21 protein-coding genes and 4 pseudogenes are annotated in these 24,039 nt (G+C 62.5%); 13 read left to right on the top strand and 12 right to left on the bottom strand.

Annotated elements, in window-relative coordinates; all coding sequences use genetic code 11:
* On the top strand, positions 1-923 hold a 923-nt coding region (locus GSQ76_RS15490), incomplete at its 5' end, for a zinc-binding dehydrogenase (protein ID WP_254070431.1).
* A gap of 71 nt (positions 924-994) precedes the next feature.
* The gene (locus GSQ76_RS15495; protein WP_254070432.1) at positions 995-1,495 is read left to right on the top strand and encodes a nucleoside deaminase; all 501 of its coding nucleotides are present in this window, start codon (positions 995-997) and stop codon (positions 1,493-1,495) included.
* 295 nt (positions 1,496-1,790) lie between these two features.
* Here GSQ76_RS15495 and GSQ76_RS15500 read toward each other — a convergent pair.
* A pseudogene (locus GSQ76_RS15500) lies at positions 1,791-2,995 on the bottom strand (IS30 family transposase).
* Positions 2,996-3,127: 132 nt separating this feature from the next.
* On the opposite strand from GSQ76_RS15500, the gene GSQ76_RS15505 reads away from it, so the two are divergent.
* Together GSQ76_RS15505 and GSQ76_RS31865 are read left to right on the top strand one after the other, a co-directional pair.
* Positions 3,128-3,325 carry a type II toxin-antitoxin system VapB family antitoxin gene (locus GSQ76_RS15505; RefSeq protein WP_158744873.1) on the top strand — a complete coding sequence of 66 codons (198 nt, stop codon included), beginning with the start codon at positions 3,128-3,130 and terminating at the stop codon, positions 3,323-3,325.
* A complete protein-coding gene (locus tag GSQ76_RS31865) occupies positions 3,322-3,693 on the top strand; it encodes a type II toxin-antitoxin system VapC family toxin (protein ID WP_158744875.1) in 372 nt (123 codons plus the stop codon). Before GSQ76_RS15505 ends, GSQ76_RS31865 begins: the two co-directional genes overlap by 4 nt.
* A gap of 58 nt (positions 3,694-3,751) precedes the next feature.
* Here the strand turns inward: GSQ76_RS31865 and GSQ76_RS32680 are convergent.
* Positions 3,752-4,072 (bottom strand): annotated as a pseudogene (locus GSQ76_RS32680) (SIMPL domain-containing protein); the annotation flags it as partial.
* On the opposite strand from GSQ76_RS32680, the gene GSQ76_RS15520 reads away from it, so the two are divergent.
* Positions 4,049-4,432: an SDR family oxidoreductase gene (locus GSQ76_RS15520; RefSeq protein WP_256366989.1), complete on the top strand. Its 384-nt coding sequence runs from the start codon at positions 4,049-4,051 to the stop codon at positions 4,430-4,432. The pseudogene GSQ76_RS32680 and the gene GSQ76_RS15520 overlap by 24 nt on opposite strands.
* Before the next feature lie 135 nt (positions 4,433-4,567).
* Here GSQ76_RS15520 and GSQ76_RS31870 read toward each other — a convergent pair.
* Positions 4,568-4,964: pseudogene (locus tag GSQ76_RS31870) on the bottom strand (transposase); the annotation flags it as partial.
* Positions 4,965-5,072: 108 nt separating this feature from the next.
* Between GSQ76_RS31870 and GSQ76_RS15530 the strand changes: the two are divergent.
* Positions 5,073-7,391 carry a xanthine dehydrogenase family protein molybdopterin-binding subunit gene (locus GSQ76_RS15530; RefSeq protein ID WP_335904905.1) on the top strand — a complete coding sequence of 773 codons (2,319 nt, stop codon included), beginning with the start codon at positions 5,073-5,075 and terminating at the stop codon, positions 7,389-7,391.
* Between the two features lie 191 nt (positions 7,392-7,582).
* On the opposite strand, the gene GSQ76_RS32685 is transcribed toward GSQ76_RS15530, so the two are convergent.
* The 4 genes from GSQ76_RS32685 to GSQ76_RS15550 form a co-directional block, all read right to left on the bottom strand.
* Positions 7,583-8,437, bottom strand: a complete 855-nt coding sequence (locus tag GSQ76_RS32685; RefSeq protein WP_408836702.1) for an MFS transporter — start codon at positions 8,435-8,437, stop codon at positions 7,583-7,585.
* A gap of 178 nt (positions 8,438-8,615) precedes the next feature.
* Entirely contained in the window at positions 8,616-8,738 is a 123-nt protein-coding gene (locus GSQ76_RS32350; protein WP_256366988.1) for a hypothetical protein, read from the bottom strand.
* A gap of 492 nt (positions 8,739-9,230) precedes the next feature.
* Entirely contained in the window at positions 9,231-9,896 is a 666-nt protein-coding gene (locus GSQ76_RS32690) for an ABC transporter substrate-binding protein (protein ID WP_158744885.1), read from the bottom strand.
* A 63-nt stretch (positions 9,897-9,959) separates the two neighbouring features.
* Positions 9,960-10,154, bottom strand: a complete 195-nt coding sequence (locus tag GSQ76_RS15550) for a hypothetical protein (protein ID WP_158744887.1) — start codon at positions 10,152-10,154, stop codon at positions 9,960-9,962.
* An 18-nt stretch (positions 10,155-10,172) separates the two neighbouring features.
* Here GSQ76_RS15550 and tcuC point away from each other — a divergent pair, with 18 nt between their 5' ends.
* Positions 10,173-11,324: a tricarballylate/proton symporter TcuC gene (gene tcuC, locus GSQ76_RS15555; RefSeq protein WP_158744889.1), complete on the top strand. Its 1,152-nt coding sequence runs from the start codon at positions 10,173-10,175 to the stop codon at positions 11,322-11,324.
* Positions 11,325-11,582: 258 nt separating this feature from the next.
* Positions 11,583-11,729 carry a hypothetical protein gene (locus tag GSQ76_RS15560; protein ID WP_158744890.1) on the top strand — a complete coding sequence of 49 codons (147 nt, stop codon included), beginning with the start codon at positions 11,583-11,585 and terminating at the stop codon, positions 11,727-11,729.
* A gap of 86 nt (positions 11,730-11,815) precedes the next feature.
* On the opposite strand, the gene GSQ76_RS15565 is transcribed toward GSQ76_RS15560, so the two are convergent.
* Genes GSQ76_RS15565 through GSQ76_RS15575 form a run of 3 tightly spaced genes read right to left on the bottom strand, consistent with a single transcriptional unit; the run spans position 11,816 to position 15,733 of the window.
* Entirely contained in the window at positions 11,816-14,095 is a 2,280-nt protein-coding gene (locus GSQ76_RS15565; RefSeq protein WP_158744892.1) for a xanthine dehydrogenase family protein molybdopterin-binding subunit, read from the bottom strand.
* Between the two features lies 1 nt (position 14,096).
* On the bottom strand, positions 14,097-15,125 hold the full coding sequence (locus GSQ76_RS15570; RefSeq protein ID WP_158744893.1) for a xanthine dehydrogenase family protein subunit M: 1,029 nt from the start codon (positions 15,123-15,125) through the stop codon (positions 14,097-14,099).
* Positions 15,125-15,733, bottom strand: coding sequence for a (2Fe-2S)-binding protein (locus GSQ76_RS15575; RefSeq protein WP_158744895.1), 609 nt, complete (start codon positions 15,731-15,733; stop codon positions 15,125-15,127). The genes GSQ76_RS15570 and GSQ76_RS15575 overlap by 1 nt, the downstream gene beginning before the upstream one ends.
* Before the next feature lie 319 nt (positions 15,734-16,052).
* Here GSQ76_RS15575 and GSQ76_RS31140 point away from each other — a divergent pair, with 319 nt between their 5' ends.
* Positions 16,053-16,451 (top strand): hypothetical protein, encoded by a 399-nt coding sequence (locus GSQ76_RS31140; RefSeq protein ID WP_216851080.1) that lies wholly within the window; start codon positions 16,053-16,055, stop codon positions 16,449-16,451.
* Positions 16,452-16,809: 358 nt separating this feature from the next.
* Here the strand turns inward: GSQ76_RS31140 and GSQ76_RS31145 are convergent, their stop codons facing one another.
* Both GSQ76_RS31145 and GSQ76_RS32695 read right to left on the bottom strand, forming a co-directional pair.
* On the bottom strand, positions 16,810-17,064 hold the full coding sequence (locus tag GSQ76_RS31145; protein ID WP_216851081.1) for a hypothetical protein: 255 nt from the start codon (positions 17,062-17,064) through the stop codon (positions 16,810-16,812).
* A 392-nt stretch (positions 17,065-17,456) separates the two neighbouring features.
* Positions 17,457-18,388, bottom strand: a pseudogene (locus GSQ76_RS32695) (LysR family transcriptional regulator).
* Between the two features lie 112 nt (positions 18,389-18,500).
* Here GSQ76_RS32695 and GSQ76_RS15595 point away from each other — a divergent pair.
* The 4 genes from GSQ76_RS15595 to GSQ76_RS15610 all read left to right on the top strand — a co-directional run.
* Positions 18,501-20,312, top strand: a complete 1,812-nt coding sequence (locus GSQ76_RS15595; protein WP_216851082.1) for a hydantoinase B/oxoprolinase family protein — start codon at positions 18,501-18,503, stop codon at positions 20,310-20,312.
* Complete coding sequence (locus GSQ76_RS15600) at positions 20,309-22,420, top strand: hydantoinase/oxoprolinase family protein (RefSeq protein ID WP_158744900.1); 2,112 nt, start codon at positions 20,309-20,311, stop codon at positions 22,418-22,420. Before GSQ76_RS15595 ends, GSQ76_RS15600 begins: the two co-directional genes overlap by 4 nt.
* 1 nt (position 22,421) lies before the next feature.
* On the top strand, positions 22,422-23,573 hold the full coding sequence (locus GSQ76_RS15605; protein ID WP_158744902.1) for an ABC transporter substrate-binding protein: 1,152 nt from the start codon (positions 22,422-22,424) through the stop codon (positions 23,571-23,573).
* 28 nt (positions 23,574-23,601) lie between these two features.
* On the top strand, positions 23,602-24,039 hold a 438-nt coding region (locus tag GSQ76_RS15610), incomplete at its 3' end, for a branched-chain amino acid ABC transporter permease (protein WP_174247360.1).

Below are 24,039 nucleotides of genomic sequence, written 5' to 3' on the forward strand. Positions count from 1 at the left end.
TGCCCTTCAACATCAACTGCGGCGAATGCCGCCAGTGCAAGATGGGCAACTGGGCCTCGTGCCTGAAGTCCAATCGCAACGGCGAGATGTCGGCGAAGATGTTCGGCTACCCGACGGCCGGATTGTTCGGCTACGCGCACATCACGGGCGGCTATTGGGGCGGTCAAGCCGAATACGTTCGCGTGCCGATGGCCGATGTGGCACCAATGAAGGTGCCGGATGGCATGGACAACGAACACGCCCTGTTCCTCAGTGACATCTTGCCGACCGGGTGGCAAGCCGCAGCATACTGCGAAATCAAGGGCGGGGAAACCGTTGCCATTTGGGGCGCCGGACCCGTCGGGTTGTTCGCCATCAAATCGGCGCAGATTATGGGCGCGGAACGCATCATCGTCATTGAGACCGTGCCGGAGCGCATCGCCTTGGCTCGCCAGGCAGGCGCCACGGACATCATCGACTTGAAGGAAGAAGACGTCGTCGCCCGCATCAAGGACATCACAAACGGCGAGGGGCCGGATGCAGTGATCGATTGCGTGGGCATGGAAGCCACGGCCGGGCACGGCATGCTCGGCATTCTTAGCACCGTTCAAGAGAAGCTATCGTCTGCCCAGCGGCCGTATGCGCTGGAACAGGCGATTCAAGCAGTCCGGTCATCCGGCATTGTGTCGGTCCCAGGCGTTTACGGCGGCCCAGTCCCAGTCAACATGGGCGCCGTCGGCCAAAAGGGTTTGACCTTGCGGAGCGGACAAACCCACGTGCTCCGTTGGCTGGATCCGCTGACCAGACTAATCCAGGAAGGCAAAATCGATCCGACGTTCCTGATTACCCATAGAACCGCCAATCTGGCCGACGGACCTGAGCTTTACAAGACGTTTCGCGACAAGGCGGACGGCTGCGTCAAGGTGGTGTTTCACATAGACTAGTAGAGTCCTCCCCCAGTTCACGAGGGGCCGACGCTCAAGCTTTACCTACCGATGGAATGAGGATGGACTAATTGAAAAATGCCACTGACGCGGATATCGGATACATGAGGCGCGCCTTGGAAATCGCGACATCGGCCGAGGGCGTGCAAGGAGCGTCGCCCATCGGCTGCGTCATCGTGTTGGATGGCCAGATTGTCGGGGAGGGCCACAACGAGGTCGGAACACGCCACGATCCAACTGCGCACGCCGAGATGGTCTCCATACGTAGGGCATGTAAGAGCCTTTCCCGCGATGATCTCCGGGGCGCGACCCTTTACTCGACTCTGCAGCCCTGCGGCATGTGCTCCATGGCGTCTATATGGACGAGCATCGGGAAGGTCGTGTTCGGCGCGGGACGCGACTCTGTGCACAGGATGTATTTCGAGGACCGCCACATGAACACCATCGATTTTATCCGCGACGCATACCGCGATGACATGTCGATGATCGGCGGCGTGCTCGAAAAGGAGTGCGCGAAGCTTTATTACGGACCAGACGACACTCCGCCCGAGGAAGACCAAACGAACGTCTGAACTCCTCAACAGGACTGGCGGCCGATTGGGTGATGCGCTCGGACAGGTGCGCCACAGTAATGCCGGTGATAAAAGCTGCGTTCGAAACGATCTGCCCACCTGCGATTGCCTGCCATAAATTTTGCTGGCATTCGGCCTTTGTTCGGCGAGTTATTTTCCGATCCGGTAGAGGCGTCATGCATGGCGCAGTGCACGAATGGGTGAGTTCCCACGATCATTGTCAAAGCAACTCTGGTCTCCTATCGGACTTTATGCCATCGGCCCAAAACGCGTCCCGAATTAACGCAGCTTAGGTTCAACCGGTCGTCGCAACACACATGTGAGCCGACCGCAGGTAATCGTCAAACGCTTCGGCGGGTGTTTTCCAGCCAAGGGTCTTGCGAGGTCTGGTATTGAGGGCCAACGCCACGGCCTGGAGAGCATTCTTGCTATGGGCACTCAGATCGGTGCCCCTCGGAAAAACTGGCGCAATAACCCGTTTGTGTTTTCATTCGTACCACGCTGCCACGGGCTATGTGGGTCGCAGAAATAGACATCCAGGCCTGTGTCGATCTTCAGCCGTGCGTGCTGTGACATCTCTGCCCCTTGATCCCAGGTCAGCGATCGTCGGAGTTGCTCGGGTAAGCTGCTGACCGTGTAGGCGATGCTGTCGCGGACAGCTTCGGCGCCATGTCCGGCGAGCGGGGGGCCGTTCTTCACGCGAACCCCAATGCCGTGCTCCGCCATCCGCGGCAAGTGCAGCAGCATTGTAAACCGCGTTGTGCGCTCGACCAATGTGCCGATCGCGGAACTCTCCAAACCCAAAATGAGATTGCCTTCCCAGTGGCCTGGTACAGCCCGATCAGTTACCTCCGCCGGGCGCTCGCTGATCATGATCTCCGGCACAATGAACAACTTGCCCCGCCCACGGCTGCGCGCCCGTGGTAGGCGCAATGCTCGCCCGGTGCGCAAACAGGCCGTCAGCTCGCGACGCAGAGCTCCGCGGCCTTGCACGTAAAGCGACTGGTAAATGGCTTCGTGGCTAATGCGCATCGTCTCATCGTGAGGGAAGTCGTGCCGTAAGCGGTGGGCAATCTGCTCTGGACTCCACGCCAAGGCCCATCGTCGATCTTTCCGCGGGCCATGTCGGCGCCCTTTCCAAGGCACCGTCGGTCCAGGAACCGCTGCACCGCTTGCTGCCACAACCATGCCAGCCAATCGATCCTGAACATAGGTCCGCAGCGTCGCGTTAACTGCCAGCTTCGCAGGCTTTGGGCGCCGAGCCGCCCGTTCAGCATGCCATTGTGCAGTGCTCGCCCGGTATTCCAACTCGCCACCGCGCGTGGCAGCATTTCGACGGAGCTCTCGCGAGATCGTCGATTCCGACCGGCCCATATGCCGCGCAATCTGTCGAACACCCCCACCCTGGGCATGCTGAATTGCAATCTCCTCTCGTTCTGCAAACGATAAATATCGTCCAGACAACGGCCTCGATGATGGTGCAAGCGTCGATGGTGGCATGCCGCCCGCCTTCCGAAACCACCGTACTCCTACCGGCACGCCTGACGCTTCGTTCTAGAGCGTCGTCCATTTGCCAGGCACTGGCCAAGGCATCGTTTGATGCTATAAGTCGTGCCTGAATGGAGGCCGATCATGCGGACAACCGTCGCTCTCGATGACGATCTCGTCGCCAAAGCTCAGGCATATACCGGTTTGACCGAGAAAACGTCGCTGATCCGGGAGGCGCTTAAAGCGCTGATCGAGCGGGAAAGCGCATCCCGTCTGGCCCGTCTCGGCGGAACTGAACCGCGAGCGAGTGCCGCGCCGCGGCGTCAAACAGACGCTGAATGATCCTGGTCGATACGTCGGTCTGGATTGATCATCTGCGCCAAAATGATCTGAGCCTCGCCACGTTACTGGAACGCCGGCAGATCCTCGCGCATTCATTTGTGATCGGCGAGTTGGCGTTGGGAAACCTCAAGCAGCGTGATGTCATTTTAAGTTCGCTCCGGGGTTTACCCGGCGCGCTGGTCGCCACTGATGAGGAGGTGCATGGCTTCATTGACCAGCACGCCCTCTTTGGCTTTGGGATCGGCTACATCGACGCGCACTTGCTCGCGGCAACGTCCCTGACCTTGGGCGCGCAACTATGGACCCGAGACAAACGGTTGCGCGCCGCCGCAGCCCGCGTTGGCATTGAGGCCAATGTGGATCAATGAAAGATGAGTGGTTCTGAGACTGAGCGGCGGCCGCGACCCGCAAAAAAACATCCGCTGCCACGGTCTGGGTGACGTTCTGGGCGTCCGGCGTCGCGATCGGCGCTGCCATAGCCGCCATCATCATCGGCCGCGGCCGAGCATAGAACGGCGTTGGGGGAACGGCACCGCCCCTTAGGTCGATGTCCTGGTAGCCGGCGATCGACAAGCCCAAGGTGGAAGCTGCGTCGGCCGCCTCCTCCCGGAGCCTGGCAAGCGCTGCGAGGCGCGCCCGCCGGCTGGCTGCATCCATCTCGTCCTGGGGCACCTGCCACCCGAGATTGCCGATCGTGAGGCCGAGCCCCTGGAGCTGATCTGGCTGGTCCAAGCTGCCGCCAGGCACATGAAACCCGGCGCGTCCATCATCAACACGACGAGTGTGCAAGCCAAAGTCGCAGGTAAAGGTATGATCGTCTACGCGGCAACGAACGGCGCAATTGCAAGTCTGACCATCGGCTTGTCGAATCTGCTCGCGCCTCAGGGCATCCGGGTGACCTGTGTAGCGCCAGGACCGGTGTGGACGCCAATCCAGCCGATCGCGAAGTCGTCCGAACAGATGGAGAAGTTGGGACAGAACACGCCGCCCGGCCGCGCCGGCCAGCCAGGCGAATTGGCTGGGGCCTACGTCCTCCTCGCTGCCCGGAAGGGGAGCTATATGTCAGGCGCGCTGATCCCCGTCACTGGTGGCATGCCGATGCTGTGACGGCCAGGCTGGTGGCGAAGCGGATGCTACCCAACCGAAGTTTCGCCATGCATTGTCAGAGATGCTTGGGAACAACGGCGCAGCGAAGTCGCGTCCGACATTTCGTCTAGTGTCCTGAACCAGAAGTTCGCTGGGTCAGGCTGATGGTTCTGACTGAGCATTGAAGGTGCAGAAGCGTTCGATGCTGGCCAGGATGTCGTCGGCGGATTTGATCCACCGGAACGGCTTGGGGCTTGTGTTGTGCTGGTCGATGAAGGCTGCAATCGCCTCGTGCAAGGCGGCGACGCTGCGGTGGATGCCGCGGCGCAACTGCTTTTCGGTCAGCAGGGCGAAGAACCGCTCGACTTGGTTGAGCCAGGACGAACTGGTGGGCGTCAGATGCACGTGCCAGCGCGGCCGGCGCGCCAGCCAAGCGCGGATGCGGCGTTTTGTGGGTGGCGTAATTGTCCATCACCAGATGGACGTCCAGGTCGGGTGGCACGTTGGCTTCGATGCGGTCGAGGAAGCGGCGGAACTCAGTCGCACGATGTTGGTGCGCAGGACCGCCGCTTTCATCGCCCGCAGTCCTGGTCTAGCGTTCGCCCTCCCCAGACGGGGCGCGGAAACAGCCAGGAGAACGCACATGAACAATGGTGCCATGATGATCCCCTCCTTCGGCATCGGCCAGCGCGTTCCACGCAAGGAGGATCACGGGTTGTTGCGCGGACAGGGGCGCTACACCGCCGACGTCGACATCCACCATCAGCTTCACGCTGTCATGGTGCGCAGTCCCTACGCTCACGGCCATATCCGCGGGATCAACGCGGCGGTCTGCGCCACCATGCCAGGCGTCCGCGCAATCTACACGGCGGCAGACTTGGCGTCTTACGGAGCGATCACCGCCGGTGGCCAAGCGGTATCCAACCGCGACGGTACACCGTTTCAGCCGCCGCCGCGCCTAGCCTTGCCGCAGGATCGGGTGCGTTATGTCGGCGAGGTCATCGCGTGCGTCGTGGCGGAGACGCGGTGGCAGGCGAAGGACGCTGCCGAGGCTGTCGTTGTTGATATTGAACAGCTACCGGCTGTAACCGACTGCGCCGCAGCTGTCGCACCTGGCGCTGTGCAACTACATGACAGCTGTCCCGGCAATGTCGTTATTGACTTCCAATTCGGCGACAGCGCCGTCGTGGCCACCGCCTTTGGCAAGGCTGCACACGTGGTGAAACAACGCATCCTGAGCAACCGCGTCGTAGTGAACCCGATGGAAACACGTGCCGCGGTCGCTATCCACGACCCAGCGGCCGGCCATTGGACTCTGCACACGCCCAGCCAGGGTGTGTTTGGCATGCGCCAGTCGCTCGCCCGCGTTCTGAAGACGCCGCCGGAGACGATCAGAGTACTCACCGGCAATGTTGGCGGCTCGTTTGGCATGAAGGGGCAAATCTACCCGGAGCAGATTTGCATCCTGCATGCCGCCCGCGCCCTGGGTAGGCCGGTGAAATGGACCGATGACCGGTCTGAAAGCTTTCTGTCCGACAATCACGGCCGTGGCGCAGACATGACTGCCGAACTAGCACTGGACGCGGATGGCCGATTCTTAGCCGTACGCCTGACCGGCCTCTCCGACCTCGGCGCCTTCATGGCCGCGCCACAGATCGGCACCACCAACGCGGTGAAGAACTTGATTGGCACCTATCGCACCGCCCTGATCGAGGTCGCGACGAAGGCGGTGCTGACTAACACCACTCCGGTCGGCGCCTATCGTGGCGCCGGGCGTCCGGAAGCAAATTACTATATGGGCCGGCTGATTGATCTTGCGGCGCACGAACTGGGGATTGATGGGGTCGAACTACGCCGCCGCAACCTGATTCCTGGCGAATCCATTCCATATCAGACGCCGTCGAAGCTTACCTATGACAGCGGGGATTTCGGCGCCGTGCTGTCTGAGACCTTAGCACTTGCCGACTGGGACAACTTCGCCGAGCGCAAGCGGCATAGCGCCACCAATGGCCGGCTGCGAGGCTTAGGTGTGTCTAGCTACCTGGAGAGCACCGGGCCGGCCGGACAGGAGATGGGCGGTATCCGGTTTGAAGATGACGGGTCGATCACAATGATCACCGGCACCCTCGACTACGGGCAGGGCCACGCCTCGCCGTTCGCACAGTTGCTAGTGGACCGGCTCGGCGTGCCGTTCGACAGCATTTGCTTAGTGCAAGGCGACAGTGACCAACTGATTAGTGGCGGCGGCTCTGGCGGTTCCAAATCGATGATGGCGTCGGGCGAGGCGTTGTTGCAGGCCTGCGCCGAAGTCATCGCTCGGGGCAAGCAGATCGCTTCACATATGCTCGAGGCCGCCGCGGTCGATATCGAATTTGCGGACGGGCATTTCTCCGTGGCCGGTACTGATCGGCAGCTTGCGCTGACTGATATCGCCGCCCGCATCCACGCCGGGTTGGCGCTGCCCCAGGACTTGCCGCAGACGCTGGATGCCTCGCTAAGCATCACCACGCCGCCATCCTCTTACCCAAACGGATGCCATGTCGCCGAGGTGGAAGTTGATCCGGAAACGGGTGTGGTGCAAGTGGTGGCCTATGCGATGATCAACGACTTCGGCGTAGTCATCAACCCGTTAATCGTGGAGGGCCAGGTGCATGGTGGCGTCATGCAGGGCATTGGCCAGGCGCTGCTGGAGCGCACGCTCTACGATGCGCAAGGCCAGCCCGTGACCGGTTCGTTCATGGACTACGCGATGCCACGAGCCGTCGACGGCCCGCCGATGGCGCTCGGCTTTCGCCCGGCTCCAGCCGCCACCAACAGCCTGGGTGTAAAAGGCTGTGGCGAGGCCGGCTGCGCAGGCTCGCTGCCCGCCGTGATGGGGGCTGTCGTCGACGCGCTATCGATCTACGGCATTCGCCACATCGACATGCCCTGCACGCCTGAGCGGGTCTGGCGCGCGATCCAGGCCGCCCAGGCGGCATGACTAAACAGGGTCACAGGCTCGAAAGGCACGGCGGCCGGAGTTGACGGCATCTGGCTGCGTCCGGAGGACGCGCATGTCGGCGGGTGAGTCCTCTACCTGCACGGGGCGGTTATATCCTGGGATCAGCGTGGGCGGTGAGCAGCTTCGCCAGCCGGGTTGCCGTCCGCATCGTGCTGAGAGCCTGCGTTTTCCTAGCCGTGATTTCCCACATGAACTGGTGCGGACTGGCCGGAACGGCGATTCCAATGTTCCTTTGTCGCCGTCTCGGGCTTGATTGCCGTAAACGCAGGGGTTGGCACTCTCTCGGATTTTCCCGGCCAGGCGGGCAGTCTCTGCCGGCTAACAGGGCCTCGGTTGCTGCCTGGGTGTTGCGGAGGGAGGGCATTCCGGCCAGGCAACTGCCCGCCAACCCACTCCAACTGCCCCGATGGTCCTGCCAATTGTGGCGCCGCTGACCAAAGTGCGGCCTTCTCCGGTGGAAGGCCCCAGCGGCCGACGAGATAGCCAGGTAGCCAAGTGACGTACAACCACGTGATGTACACCGTACCTGCGAAGCCCAGCAGCCCCCAGGTGGACCGTCGTCGCTGCAGGGTCAGCCAAACAGCCGGACCAGCAATGCGAGGGGCAGCCTCGGCGCTTTGCTGTGGCGTCCGATAGATGGCTGCCCGTACAAGTACCAGTAGAGGCCAGACGGCCGAGTGCGATGAAGCTTGCTCGCCACCGGCCACTATCATCAGCGGTGTTAGCAGCAGAGGTGCCAGCGCCGGTCCTAGAGATGCGGATGCGTTCACAAGCCCTAGGGGCAGAGCACGAGCTTCGGGTGGGAAACGGTCCGCGCACACGCGGGCACCTCCGACGAACATTGGCGACTCGCCCAAACCCAAGGCGATCCGAGCGACGATGAATTGGCCCAGACTGCCGACCAGCCCACTGGCGGCCTGCACCGTGGACCACACCGCGAGGCCTCCGGCGAGCGCCCATCGTGCACCGGCTCGGTCGACCGGACTCCCCTCCGGCAGCCGGGGCAACCGCGTAGCTCCAGGCAAATGCCGATAGGAGGAGGCCCGCCTGGCCTTCGGACAGGTGAAGCTCTACCCGGATGGCTGGCAAGGCAATCGACACAGCCGAGCGGTCAATGCAGTTGACGCAACCTGCCAGCACCAGGAGTGCGACCGCCGCCCACCGCAAACTCACGAGGCGCGCGTCCAAAGGCGAGGCAGGGCGTCACTCCCGGGCGCGGGCTCGCTTTGGCACCGGAACGGCAGCAGCGCGGCGAGCGGCGGCCTCATACTCGGCTGGGTCGCCGCGGAGCGTGTCGAACTGAGCGCCGCCCGGGTAGGCGCCCACCACCATAAGGGATCCGTCATCCCCCGCGTTCTAGTGAGCCACACCGGCCGGGATCACGGCAACATCACCTGCCATCAGAGTTGTCTCAACACCTGTAGGGCCACCAAATCGGACGCTGACGCGGCCGGCGGCGATACCCAGTACCTCGTGTGCGACGCTGTAGAAGTGGTGATAGTGGTAGATGCCATTTCGCCAAGCGTTACCCCATCCTGCTGCGTCGAATGCCTGCTCCATGGCAGCGGGGTCGCCTGGGAGGACGTGACTATACAGAGGTACTGGAGGGCGAGTTCGGGAAGGGGGTGCGGCAGGCAGATGCAGCGATTCAGGGTCGATCATTTTCAAGCAACGAAGCCTTATCGAAATGCCCCAGCTAGGCGGGGCGCAAGTTCCAAGGATATGACATTGATCCGCTGAGGACCCCCGTTATGCGCTTACAGTAATGTAAGCCGTGTGGCGGACTGAACCGCCCAAGAGGTATTGTGGCCGCGCCATCTAACGATAGACCGCCCAGTGTATCTGCCGCCTTGATCTGGCCAGCCTCATCCGGGGCTTCGAGCCATGCCTCGACGAGTTGCTCGGACCCTGTCCACGTTGAACGTATGTGATACCGGGGGAACCGAGACCCACAGCACTCCCTGTCGTGTGGAATACGCTCCAACCGCCCTTTTCAATTGTATCTTGGTTCGTCCTCCGCTGTACGACGGTGCCCCAGTCACTCTCCTGAAGATCAACCTTCATACCAATCCGCGTGAGTAAATCCGCCGTGACCTGTCCAAAGGCGTTTTGTACTGGAACATCGGTTGCACTCAGGACAACCACCCGCTGCCCACCACAGCCTGCGTCTGTAAGCGCTACGTGAGCCTTCTCGATATTGCCGGGCATCACCACGTCGCCGGCGTCAGCGTAATATGGCGTGTGCTGCGGCCAAAGGCTTCGACATCCGCCCCACTGCGATTGGTCGTCCCCCTGAGAGGCTCGCATGTAGCTGTCTTGCTGCACAGCGAGGCGAACGGCCAGGCGCAGACGCACGTCATTGAAGGGCGGTTGGAGGCAGTTCAGCCGCATCATCCCCACTGTGCCAGCCGCGTCGGCATTGGTAAGAATGATATCCTTGTTCTTCGACAGCGTCGGTTGTAATCGTTTAGCGGGCTGACCCACCAGTCGACTTCACCGTTGATCAAGGCTGCATGCGCCGTGGCAGGATCTGGAATTATGAGCCATTCAGCGCGCTGGATAAGCAATCTTACCGCCAATTCCCAATCCAGCTGGTTCTTGACCGGGACGGTAGCCTTCGAATTTATCATAAACGACTTCGCTGCCCGAATTGTACTCTGATGCTATGAAGCGATAAGGTTCAGAGCCGACCATTTCGGTCACCTGCTTCGAAGGATCCGTCAACGCGAGGCGCTCTGGCATGATGAACGAATACGAAGTGTGTGGCTTACCAATGGCGTCAAGCAGCGGGGGAAAGTCCGCGTCAGCTTGATCTCAAAGTGTGGCCGTCGACTGGAATCCAGCTATCGGCGATCATTTGGAACCGTCATCATTGCGTTTCTTCCTGGTTATGCCTCAATCGGCTTGGCCGCTCCCCTGGTCGTCCTGTTTAGCCGGCTAATCCAGGGGTTCTCGTCAGCCGCCGAGGTCGGTGGCGTTTCGGTCTATCTTTCTGAGATCGCCCCACCTGGTAAACGAGGCTTGTACGTTTTCTGGCAATCCGGCAGCCAGCAGGTCTCAATCATCACTGCGGCTCTGATCGGCGTTGCGATGGAGCATTTCCTTTCGCCAAAAAGCATTACGTCTTGGGGCTGGCGCATCCCTTTGCTGATCGGATGCGCGATTGTGCCGCTTCTCTTTGTCCTCCGCCGGTCGCTCGAGGAGACGGAAGCCTTCGCTTCGCGGAAACGTAATCCAACCATTACGCAGGTCTGCCGTGCCCTCGCGGTGCATTGGAAGATTGTGGTAATTGGCATGATGATGGTGTGTATGACGACTGTGTCATTCTACCTGATCACGGTCTACACACCGACATTCGGCAAACAAGTCCTGAACCTTACATCCAACGAGGCTTTGATGGCGACGTTATGCGTCGGCATATCCAACCTTTTTTGGCTGCCGGTGAGCGGTGCGCTTTCAGACCGGATCGGCAGGCGCCCGATCCTCATCGGCTGTACCGTGTTGGCAATCCTGACGGCCTATCCGGTGATGTCCTGGCTGGTTCACTCACCTTCTTTCCGCAACCTTGTGGCAGCCGGACTTTGGCTGAGTTTCATGTATGGATGCTACAATGGTGCCCTAATCGTCTATCTTGCAGAAGTCCTGCCGGATGATGTACGCACCGCATGCTTCTCGATGGCGTATACGTGTGCAACGGTCATCGGTGGCACTACGCCTGCCGTTGTGACGGCGTTGATTCATGCTACGGGGAATAAGGCGATGCCCGGCGCCTACGTGTCCATTTCTGGAGCGACGGCATTACTTTCCATCTTGATCCTGGGCCGCATGATCAAGAATGGGTCTCATGTCATGTCAGCTGGTCTTAATGATGGACCATTGATCGGTGAGGAGATTTCGACCGCCGCAACATAGCGTGTCCTGATCCGGTTGCGACCAGAACGCCGCAACCGGATTTGGCTTTATGACTTTGTCGAGCTCAAACACGTGACGGCCGCAAGCGGCCGCTGATGACCAGGATGGTGCGTGGGGCAAGTCCATGGCGGCGTTGCCCCAAGGTTGCGGTCAAGTGGTCGCGGAGCGCACTGGGTACGACAAGTCGTCCGGCTGGCTGCTGTCTGGCGGCTTCATTGACTACGCGCTGCGGCGGGCAGCCGAGCTCATTGAGCTTCCATGCGTCAGCAACCCGCGGTCGTCAAATGCGCCGGAGGGGCGGGGGCCGTGGGCAGTCCGCCGGCGCTCATCGTCACGCTTGGCGGCAAGAAAATCGATATTCCCACCACGCCCGAGGCGGTTTGGAAAGTCCTCCAGGCAGCCTGACCCGGTCGGCGCTCGACGCAACTGACCCATTCCGTCCAGAAGCCTTGGACTGGATGGAATGGGAGCCATGGATGCGTTGCGGCCCTTTAGAGAAGATGCTCTGCGCGGAGCGGAAGTTCACGCAACCGCTTTCCCGTCGCATGGAACACTGCGTTGGCCACTGCCGCGTTCATGCCGACGATTCCAATTTCACCGATGCCTTTTACGCCGAGCGGGTTAACCCGCCTGTCGTCCTCCGGAACCATAATGATCTCGATGGACGGGATGTCGGCGTTCACCGGAACCATGTAGTCGGCAAGGTTCGTGTTGATCAGCCGGGCGGATGCCGGGTCCACTTCGGTGGCTTCGTGCAGGGCGGACGAGATGCCCCAGATGATGCCGCCCATGTACTGGCTGCGCGCAGTAGTTGGGTTGATGATGTGCCCCGATGCAAAAGCCGAAACGACACGAGGCACCCGTATCTCGCGGGTTAAGCTGTGCACGCGAACTTCCACGCAGTGGGCGCCGAACGCGTAGGCCGTGACGTCCTTACGACTGTCGCCACGGCTCATCATCGCGCGGCCGTCATAGAGCTGCGCCATCGCACTCGCGGGCAAGCCTGCGGGTAGGTTCTCGGCGTATACCTCCAGGCGCCCACCTGTCCGTGGCACGGCGCGGCTCAGGGGTTCACTTTGCCCATTGGCATTTTGCAGTCTCCCTTCCACCAGGGTGAGCGTCGCCGGATCAGCACCATGGAACGGGCTGTCCTCGGCGGCCACGGCAGCTTCAGCCAGTCGGCGCCTGACCTCCTCGCACGCCTTGACGACGGCGTGTGTGGTCGATGCAGCATTGTTCGAGCCCCCTGCCGCGGGAACAGGCGGCAGGTCGCTGTCGCCGAGTTGCACCGCGACGTCCACCACTTTGAGGCCGAGCGCATGCGCCGCCGTGATGGCAATCGTGGTGTACGCACCAGTGCCCAGCTCATGGGCTGCCATCGCGACGTTTGCTCGTCCGGATGCCATCAGGGAGATGCGCGCCGCAGCGGGGCCGATGTTGTTGGGGTAGAACGAGGTCGCGCAGCCGTAGCCGACTAACCAGGCGCCGTCCTGCATCGAGCCCGGCTTCGGATTGCGTTGTTTCCATCCGAATTTCTCGGCTGCCTGGTCGAAACAAGGCATCAGCAGGCGAGAGGAGAACGACAGGCCGGAGACGGGATCTGTCTGAGTGTCGTTGACCCGGCGCAGCTCGATCGGGTCCATGTTGAGCATGTAGGACAACTCGTCCATCGCGCTCTCCAGCGCGAACATATACGGGGTCTCCGCCGGCGCTCGCATGAACCCCGGAGTGGCGCGGTCCGCATGCACGACGTTCACGGCTGTCGCTATGGAGGGTGCCGCGTAGAGCCGCGATGTCGCCTTGTTTCCCGCCACCTTATAGCTGGACGGCCGTGAGCTCACTTCCCAGCCCTCGTGGAAGACGGAGGTGAGTTTACCGTCGGCGGTGGCACTGAGCCGAACATGCTGGCGCGTCTCGGCGCGGAAGGTGGCGATCGTGAAGCCCTGGGCGCGCGTCGGCACGAGCTTGATCGGGCGGCCCAGGCGCTTGGCGGCAAGCGCAACCCAGGCGGTCCGCGAGGTCACGTTGCCCCGCGAGCCGAACGCCCCACCGACGAAGCGCGAGACCGTGCGCACATCTGAGGGGTCGATTCCAAGCTGCCGGGCCACCGCACTTTTCAAGCCCCACATGAACTGCGACGGCTCGTAGATCGTGAGCTTCGGGCCATCCCAGGAGCAGGTGGTCGTGAACAGCTCCATCGGATTGTGATGCTGGGGCGGCGTCGCATATCGGGCGTCGACCTTGACCGGGGCGACCGCGAAGGCCGCATCGGCGGCCGCCTTCTTCGCCGTCTGATCCTCCTTCGGAGCTGAGCCGTTCCGGGCCGCTGCCACCGCCTTCACCTCGGTCCCGGGCGAGTCGAAGCTGGCGGTCGGCGGCTCGGACACTGTGCTCACCCGCACCCGACTGACCGCCTCCGTCGCGGCTTCGAACGTGTTGGCTACGACGATGGCGATGATCTGACCGTCATGCCAGATACGGTCGCTTTCCAGCGTCGTTGGCGTAGGACCACCATCCGGCCCAGGTGGCGTCTTCACCTGGTTGCCGACCGTGTCGTGGGTCAGGATGTCCAGCACGCCCGGGACCGCCTTTGCCGCGCCGAGATCGAAACCAGTGATGCGGCCACGCGCGATGTCGCTGGTGACGAGGCAGGCGAATGCCGGGCTGGCCAGCGGCTCGTCCGAGCCGTAGCGCGCAGCGCCAGTCACCTTCGCGACACCGTCGACGCGGGGAGTTGGCGTGCCGAACAGGATGGCGGGATCTATCGTCATGTTAAGCCTTCCTGCTTGGGGCTGGCATCGCTTTGGCCTGCATGAGGGCGCGCATAATGGTCTGACGCCCCAGCGCGATTTTGTAGTCGTTCTGGCCACGGCCAACGGCACCTTCCATCGCCGCCTGTCCGGCAGCTTCGGCCGCGGCATCGGTCAGGGGCTTGCCCGTCAACATCGTCTCCGCGTTGTGGGCCCGCCAAGGACGGTAGGCCATGCCACCGAGTCCTATGCGGACCTGGCGCACGATGTCTCCGTCCATTTCGAGCGCGACGGCCGCGGAGGCGATGGCGAACTCGTATGAGGCACGGTCCCTCACCTTCACGTAGACAGAACGTTGCGCATAGGCAGTCGCTGGGATGAAAAAAGCGGTGATGACCTCACCGGGACGCAGATTGGTTTCGAGGTGCGGTTGCTTATCGGCAGAGCGGTGTAGTGAGGCGAACGGCAGGTGCCTTGCTCCGAGAGGACCAACCAGATCGATCTCGGCTTCCAGCGCCATCAGTGCCACCGCCCAATCGCCCGGGTATTGCGCGATGCAGCTGGCATTGGTGCCCAGGACGGCGTGGTTGCGGTTGAACCCATCAACCGCTGCGCAGCCGGATCCTGGATTGCGCTTGTTGCAGGCGGCCCAACTCGGGTCACGAAAATAGGTGCAACGGGTCCGCTGCAGGACGTTGCCGCCCAGGGTCGCCATATTGCGGATTTGTGCGCTGGCGGCGAGTTGCAGACTTTCCGCCAGGACAGGATAGTCGGCGCGGACAACAGGGTGGGCCGCCACCTGCGCCATCCTGGCAAACGCACCCAGGCGCAAGCCGTCGGCGCTTGGCGTGATCGAAGCATGCCCCCCGCGCAACGGTGTCAGATCGATCACATGCTCGGGCACCATGACGTCGAGCTTCATCAGGTCGTAAAGCGTCGTGCCGCCGGCGAGGAACTGAACGGGCGCATCGGTTTGCCCCTGCCCGGTATGCTGCCCCAGGCGGACGGCCTGGCTCAGATCTGGGGCGCGCGCGTAAGAGAACGGCCGCATTACGCGCGCTCCATCTGATCGCGCGCCTGCTTGATGGCGTCGACAATGTTCGGGTAGGCCGCACAGCGACAGAGGTTACCGCTCATATACTCGCGGATGTCGTCGTCCGTGGTGGCATGGCCTTCGTTCACGCAGGCGACGGCCGACATGATCTGCCCGGGCGTACAGTAGCCGCACTGGAACCCATCATGGTCGATGAAGGCTTGCTGCATCGGGTGCAGCCGGCCATCGGCGGCGGCCAGCCCCTCGATGGTTTTGACTGGACAGTCGTGCACCGCGACCGCCAGCGTCAAGCAGGAGAGCACGCGTTCGCCGTCGAGATGCACGGTGCAGGCCCCGCACTGGCCATGGTCGCAGCCTTTCTTCGGGCCAGTCAGGTCCATGTGCTCCCGTAGGGCGTCGAGGAGCGAGGTACGGCCGTCGAGCACGAGGCGGTAGTCGCGTCCATTCACGTTGAGCGTCAGGGGTGACGGACCTGTGGGCACCACCGCCTGAGGTGGGTTTACGTCGGTCACGGCCGCGGCGTGCACGACGACAGGAACTGCGGCTAGGCCGATCGCTCCGCGGAAAAGGCCCCTGCGACTCGGCCCCGGTGTTTTCTCATCCATTCCGCTCACCCCTTTTGGTTCAACCGTGGAAGACAATCCGCCGAATCACCCGTGCGCCGCTCATCTACTGCTGACATGTGTGCGGCAGCTACTCGTTGGGGGACCGTGGCAGACTTGGCGCATAAGAGCCATCGGCGAGCGTGTGAGATCATGTAACGGTACTCACGCTGTAGTGAGAATTGGGTCTTTCAGGGGCCAACTGGGAGGTGCCACATTGCAGGAAGTTCATCTGAATATTTCGTCGTCGTGCCCGCCCTCAATTTGATTGAAGCGAACATCATCTCGCAGCGCTCACTGTTGGGCTATTCGGATGAGGGATATGATGGCTGTCATCCAGACGGTTGCGGAGCTGGAGCAAATCTACAGTGATGCCGAGGCGGTTGCAGAGGCCGCTATCGCCGAGGTCTCCGACCACATCATTCCCTATTCCCAGCGTTTCATTGAAGCCGCGCCTTTTCTGCCGCTGGCAATGTCCGGCCTCGAAGGTCTGGATTGCTCCCCACGAGGTGACCTGCCGGGCTTCGTGCGCGTCGAGAGCCCTCGGACACTGCTGCTGCCCGACCGCCGCGGCAACAGCAGGATCGATCACCTTCGCAATGTCACCTGCGACCACGCGTGGGGCTTATGCTCCTCGTACCCGGCATCGGCAACGCCATGCGGGAGAACGGCCGGGCCGCCATCGCAAATGACCCGGCGTTGCTCATGTCCTTCGCGCTAGACGGCAAGTCTCCACGCACCCGTGATGGTGATCCCCGTCCAGGGGGTCTACTTCCAATGCGCCCGCGCGCTGATCCGTTCTGGCTTTGGCGTGGAGAAAAGCCACGTGGATCCCAAGAGTCTGCCAACCCTAGGGCACATTCTCGCGGAGATGAGCCACGGGCGGGTCGGTGGGAAGGCCTGCGACAACGGGTGGAAGGACAAAGAGCCGAGCAGACAATGTGGTATCCCGGACGGCCAGGTTTGTTCCATTCAAGCGGTCCGGATGAACGCAGCCGACAGTATGAGAAGCAGGCAGCCTCACGGATCCGCAAGGGTATTGGCCATTACAGTAGCCAACCGGTACGCGTCAGGATCGATCAAGCACGGGTCATCTCCATGGTGCATGCCTCTCGGTCATCCGAGACTTTGACGGACCCTATATCGATCAAATACAGGGTATCGCCCGAGGCGCTGACGTCCCGTTCGAAGAGGTGGTGCTGTTGAATGCGCGGACCGAAGTGCTCAAGCTCGCGGAATGGCCAGCACTCCGCGCCCGGTTGATTGCTCAAGATGATAGCTGCACTGCCGTTGCGGTGATGCCAGGTGCAACTGCTGACGGAAGCTTCATACATGCGCAGAACTTGGCCTGGAAGCGGAATGTACGGAGACTGCTGGTGTCCTCCGAATACGTCAGGAACTGCTCCCTCGCCGAAGGACTATCCCACGGGCTAACCAACATCGCGTTGGCCTTCTTCAGGTCGAACGGCAACGCCGGCAGGTCTTTGTCAAAGAACTGCCCATACGGCCCTTGAAGTTTCGGGTGCTGGAGGTGATGCAGGTTTTCACCCGGATCCATCGATGGAGACGCGGGAATGGGACTTATCGCGTGTCAGCCTTTCAGGAAGCCGGTGGTATAGGGAGCCTCGTTACCGACCTGAGCGGTCGACTTGGCGTCAACAGCGTCGAGCAATTAGACACGACCCGCGGCAGTACAGATTCAGTCGGCCCATGGGTAATCGCTCGCCTACACGGCCGACGCCTCGCAGTCGATCGAACGAAGCGTCTCGCAGGATTGCCTAATTGCCAGCCGCAGATGCGCCATGAACCGCACCGCCGGGCGCGGCACGGGCCGGTGGCGCGCGTAAATCGCCACCAGGGTCACCGGCAGCGACGGAGTCATGGGCCGCACCACCAGCCCCTCGCCTAGTCCGGACAACAACACCACTGGGTCCGTAATATAAATCCCAAGCCCGGCACGAACCATCTCCAACGCCGCGAACGACAAATTCGTCTCCAGCAAATGCCTTACGCGGATCCCGGCATCCTCAAACTGCCGCCGTAGGTGCAGTCCGGGTGTGTTGATCGGGTCCAGCAGAATCATGGTGTATTTCTCCAGATCGGCCGCAAAGATCATCGGGGCCGCTACAGCGGATGGCCGGTCGGTAGCACACAGACCATTGATGATTTCAGGATCGGTTCCGCCGCTACCGCCGAGTCCTCCACCGGCGCATACAGGAACCCCAGATCGGCACCCTCCTGTCGCACTTGCCTAACAACTTCGCGGATCACGTAAGCATTGAGGCTCACCCGTACCCGTGGCCGCTCGATGGTAAAACCGGCCAACGCCCGCGGAATGATGCACGCCGCCACGTTTGGCATGGACGCCAGCAGCAGGCTCCCTGCGCCCGTATCCCGCAACTCCGCCGCGCGGCTTTCGACAGTCCCGAGCTGACGCAACAATCGCTCCGCCTCAGGCAAGAGGCTATGTGCCTCCCCTGTCGGACTGATGCGGCTCCCGATTCGCACGAACAGGGCCAGCCCCAGCTGGTTCTCCAATTCCCGCAGCAGCTGGCTCACCGCCGGTTGCGAAATCCCCAGCAGCCGCGCGGCCTCGGTGAGGTTGCGCGTCTGCATGGTCAGGCGAAACACCTCGAATTGACGCAATGTCACCGGCATAAGTTTATCTTATGACTAGATAGAGATTTCGCAGTAGAACTTTCTGCACCACCTTCTCAACATCGTCTCCACAGCGCCCGTTGATGCGGGGTTGCAGTGCGGAGTGCTCGGAATGGTGGCGACGAATGGTGAGTCGGTCGAACCCGGCGCCGTAGACATGTTCACCATGGTGGTCCTGCGCCGCCGGTTCGAGGCGATCATCGGCGACATGGTGAACGCCCTATTCAAGTCCGGACGGTCCGGCGTGCTGAACACTGCCAAGGATTTCACCTGCAGCATCACCGATAGCAAGTTGCAGAACGTCAGCGCCGCCGTCGGCCTGCCCGTCCATGCTGGCGCGATCGACCTCATTCCCCGCGCCGTCATCGACAAATTCGGCGAAGACATCGAGCCGGGCGACTGCTTCGCCAACAACAGCGCCTACCACGGTAACACCCATTGTGGCGACTTCACCCTGTGCGCCCCCGTCTTCTTCGAGGGCAAGCTGATCTTCTACACCATTGCCCGTGCTCATTTGGCGGATATGGGGTTCCCCACGCCCACCACGTACGGCCCGCTGTCGCGAGACGTGTACGAGGAAGGCCTGATCCTCCCCTGCGTCCGCATCCAGCGTAGCCGCAAGGACGTGCAGGAAGTCATCGACATCTGCCAGGCTAACATCCGGGCACCATCGCAATTCTATGGCGACTACCTGGCCTGCCTCGCGGCCGTCCGCACCGGAGAGCGCGGGATCGAGGAACTCTGCAAACGCTACGGCCGCACTACCGTCCTCGACTTCCTCGACCAGTATCAGGACTACGCCGAACGCATGGCGATCGAGGCGATCCGCAAGCTGCCTGCCGCCCGCGTCGAGAAAGAGGCCTGGCATGACGGCGTCATACCCGGCGGCCCCGGTATTCCAGTCCGCGCTATCCTCACCGTCGACCCGGCGGCCGCGATGATCGAGATCGATCTGCGCCAGAACGTCGACAATCTGGCACTCGGGATCAACATGAGCGAGAGCACCACCACGGCAAGTTGTCGCAATGGCGTGCTCAGCATGCTCGGCCCGGACATTCCCCGCTGCACCGGCGCCTATAAACGCGTGCGGCTGCTGATGCGAGAGGGCGCCGCCGTCGGCAAGCCACGCTTTCCGGCGGCAACCTCAGCCGCCACGACCAATTTGTGCCAGGTTCTGTCCCCCCTGGTGCAGTCGCTGTTCGCCGAAGTGATGCCGAGGCTCGGCGCCGGGTTCAGCACGGTCGGCAACCCCGCGTCCTGCGCCGTCGTATCCGGCCGCGATACAAGGCACGGCAACCGCGCCTTCGCCAACCAGATCATCATGGGATACTGGGGCGGCGGTGGCGTTTACGGCCACGACGGTTGGGTCACCAACGGGGGCAGCGGCGCCGCCGGCGTGCTCAACCAAGCGAGCGTCGAGGTGGTGGAGCAGCAGCAACCCATCATCGTTGAACGGTTGGAGGTCGCCATCAACTCCGCCGGTCCCGGCCAATGGGACGGCGGACCCGGCGCGCTATGCGTCTACCGCGCTCGCCAGGACAACCTGCGTTTTACCAGCAATTCAGGCGGCCGCGACCACCCCCCCGCAGGCACCGGTGGCGGCGTTCATGGCGGCGAAAACCGGACCTGGAAGATTGACACCAACGGCCTGCGGACCGAACTGCCGCCGTTTCTCGACGCCGTCCTGCACACCGGCGAAAAACTGGTCTCTCAAGCCTGCGGCGGGGGTGGCTTCGGCAACCCGCTGGATCGTGACCCGGCGTTGGTGGCGGCGCGGCTGCAGCAGGGCTGGATCACCAGCGAACGCGCCGTGGACGGCTACGGGGTCATTGCTTATCGCGATGGCGAACACTTCATCGTCGACGACGCCGCCACGGCAGCGCAACGCCAGAAACTGCGCGCCGCCCAAGGTTTCCAAGCGTGAGCGTCCACAGTATCTCCCTCGATATCGGCGGGACATTTACTGATTTCGTGGTTCGAGACGACCAGGGCGCCATCGAAACCTACAAATCCTCGACCACCTCGGGCAACATCTCCAGGGGCATCTTCAACGGGCTGGACATGATCGCCCAGCGCCGCGGCACCCAACTCGAAACGCTGCTCGGCGAGTGCCGCAGCTTCAGTTGCGGCACCACCGTGGCCACCAATGCCATCCTAGAACGCAAGACCTCCCGGACAGGCCTGCTCTGCACCGACGGATTTCGTGACACCCTGCTCATCCGCGAAGGCGGCAAGACCGACACGTACAATCTATGGGTCGACTTCCCGGCGCCTTACGTCCCGCGCCATCTGACGTTCGGCATAAGGGAGCGGATCAACGCCGAGGGCGGGATTGAAACGCCGCTGGACGAGGCCGGCGTTCGCGCCGCCATCGCCGCTATGAAGCAACTGGGCGTCGAAGCCGTCGCCGTCTCCCTGCTCTGGTCAATCGCCAACCCAGCGCACGAATTGCGCATCGGCGCCATCCTGGCGGAGGACTGGCCGGAGATTCCGGTCAGCCTCGGTCACATGGTCCACCCGACCATTCGTGAATACCGCCGCGCCTCGGCCTCATCAATCGACGCGTCGCTCAAGCCGATCGTCTACCGCAACGTCAACGAAATCCGTCAGCGGCTGGAATCCAATGGCTTCGATGGCGTGTTGAGCTTCATCACCTCCAATGGCGGCCGCACCGCCATCGAGGAGGTCATGGCCAAACCGGTTTATCTCTGCATGTCCGGCCCCTCCGCCATCTCCCATGCCGGCAGCGAGATCGCGCGCATGGAGGGCGTGCCCCACGGCAACATTATCACCGTGGACATGGGCGGCACCAGCTTCGACGTCAGCGTCACCACCGCCTGGCGCACCCCGATGCATCGCGAAGGCTCGATCGGCGGCGAATTATTCGGCGTTCCCTCCGTTGAAGTGTTGACCATCGGGGCTGGCGGCGGCTCCATCGCGCGCGTCGATGCCGGCGGCTTCATCCATGTCGGACCGGAAAGCGCCGGTGCCTTCCCCGGCCCCGCCTGCTATGGCCGTGGCGGCGGTCTGCCGACTGTGACGGACGCCAATCTGGCCCGCGGCCTGCTCGAGCCGGACGGTTTCGCCGACGGCCAGATGCAGCTCTCGCGAGCGGCATCTGGCGAGGCGATCGCCCGCGAACTCGGTGATCGCCTCGGCATGTCGGTCGAGGAGGCGGCGAGCCTGATCTGCGTCACAATCGAGCAGAACATGGTCGGTGCCATCGAGGACATCACGGTGCGCCGCGGCGTCGATCCCCGCGACTTCGTGCTGGTCTCGGGTGGCTCGGCCGGGGGCCTGCATGCCGCCGCCATCGCACGAGAATTGGGGATGCGCCAGGTGATCATCCCACGCGCCGCCGGCGTGTTGAGCGCCTTTGGGATTGATCGGGGCGACATCAAGTTCAACTTCGCCCGCAGTTTGTTCACCAGCTCGGACCGGTTCGACTATGCTGGGGTCGAGCAGGTGATGCGCTCGCTCGAGGCAGAGGGCGTGGCCTATCTGAACCGCATGAACGTCCCAGCGGCCCGGCGCGTGCTACAATTCACAGCCGAAGCCCGGTATGAGGGTCAGGTATGGCAGCTCACCACCCCGCTTCCCCAGGCGCATATCCGCGATCAGGCCGCCCTGGCGCTCCTCGTCGAATCGTTTCACGTGCTGCACGAACAGCACTACTCCGTCCGCGCGCCGCAGGACGCGGTGGAAATCACCGAATGGAACCTGGTGGCGATCGGCGTCGCCGAAATCCATGCCGCCGACGCAGCCGCGCCGGCATCGGACCTTCCGCTCCCCACGCCGAAGCGGCGGGCCGCCTTCCTGAAGGAGGCAGGCGGTTCCATCGACCTCCCCGTCTACGAGCTACAGGCCATGCCGGTCGGCTCCTCCGTGCCGGGCCCATGCCTCATCCAGGATAAGCTCACCGTTTCGCTGGTGCCTGGCGCCTCGCGCGCGTCTATCTCGGGGCATCGGAGCATCGTCATCGACCTATCGCCCGAAAGCCCAGCGCCCGGCCATTCTGAGAAGGAATTCTAGCATGCAGAAGAACTGGTGGCCCGCCGCCATCGCCTCGCTTGCCTTCAGCGCACTGGCCGGGACGGCGAGCGCACAGGAGGGACCGATCAAGATCGGCATCGTCCAGGCTCAGACCGGCGCTCTGGCCGATTCGTTCGGCATTCCCACGGCCGAAGGCGCCATGCTGGCGCTGGAGCAACTCAACGCCCAGGGCGGTATCGCCGGCCGCAAATTTGAGGCGGTTTCTCGCGATGACCGCACATCCATTCAGCCTACCGTGATCGCGTTCCAAGAATTGGTGCGCGATCCGGACTTGCTTGCGATCATTGGTCCCAGCACCACCGGCGCTGCAATGGCGGTTCGCCAGATCACCGACGCCAATAAAATACCCGAACTGTCGATCGCCTACGGCACCGCGCTAACGGCGAGCGATTTCGCCTATTACTACCGGGTCGGCCCGTCGCTGGAGACGGGAAACCAGGCGCTGCTGACTGCGGTTCAGAAGCATCGTGGCCCCAACCAGAAACTAGCTACCTTGGCCCTAGCCGATGCCGGCGGCACGGACGGCGCACGCGACGCCACCGGCCGCGCGCCGAGCTACGGCATCACCGCCGTCGATAGTGAGCAATACAAGTACGGCGACACGGATTTCACCGCCCAGCTCACCCGGATCAAATCCAACGGCGCCACCGCGCTGCTCTCACTCACCCAGGGCATCGCCACCAACGGCATGATCCGCGCCGTCAAGCAGCTGGGCATGGACGATCTGATGATCGTCGGCCCCAATGGCTTGGCAGACGCGCAATCCCAGGCGCTCGCCGGCAGCCTCATCAACGGCGTGGTCTTTTGGGACTACGCCTGCCTGGACGACGCCAGCAACAAGAACCTACCCGTGCTGAAGGCCGCCTACGAGGCGCGGTTCAAGAAGCCGCTCTCCAACGGCGTCATCAACGGCTACGACATGATGCGCATGGTGGGCGCCAGCCTCCAGGCCCTCGCCGCGGAGAAGAAGCCACTGACCCGGGAGAACCTGAACGATAAGCTGACCCACCTGACATTCGACGGCATTGCCACCCGCTACGTCTTCACGCCCGAATGGCATAACGGTCCGCATCTCGAGCAGATCCCGCTCTGCACCTACAAGGATGGTGCGCGCATCCCCTGGGCGCCATGACCACCGGCCTAGGCGGAGCGCCCCGCTGATGCAGACCCTGTCCATGGTGCCGCAACTCCTCGGTAGCGGCATCATGATGGGCTGCATCTACGCCATGCTGGCGCTGTGCTTCTACGTCGTGCACGCCGGCACCGGCGTCATCAACTTCGCCCAGGGCGATTTCGTGGTCATCGGACTGATCGCGATCTGGACTTGCTTAGTCTCGTTCAGCATGCCGTTAGTGCTGGCGATCCCCTTGGCCGTCTTGGCGACCACGCTCATCGTATGCTTGCTGGAACGCCTGGTGATTGCGCCCGTCCGCAGCCAGGATCCGTCCATCCGCCTCTTGGTGACCCTGGCCCTCGGTATCCTGATACGCGGCCTCATTCAATTACTATGGGGCGCGCAGCCGCAATCCGTGCCGGCCTTCTCCGGGGATCATCCGCTGCATATTGCCGGCGCCGCGATCCTCCCGCAGGCGCTATGG

It is taken from the genome of Acidisphaera sp. L21, assembly GCF_009765685.1.
Taxonomy (GTDB): Bacteria; Pseudomonadota; Alphaproteobacteria; order Acetobacterales; family Acetobacteraceae; genus LMUY01.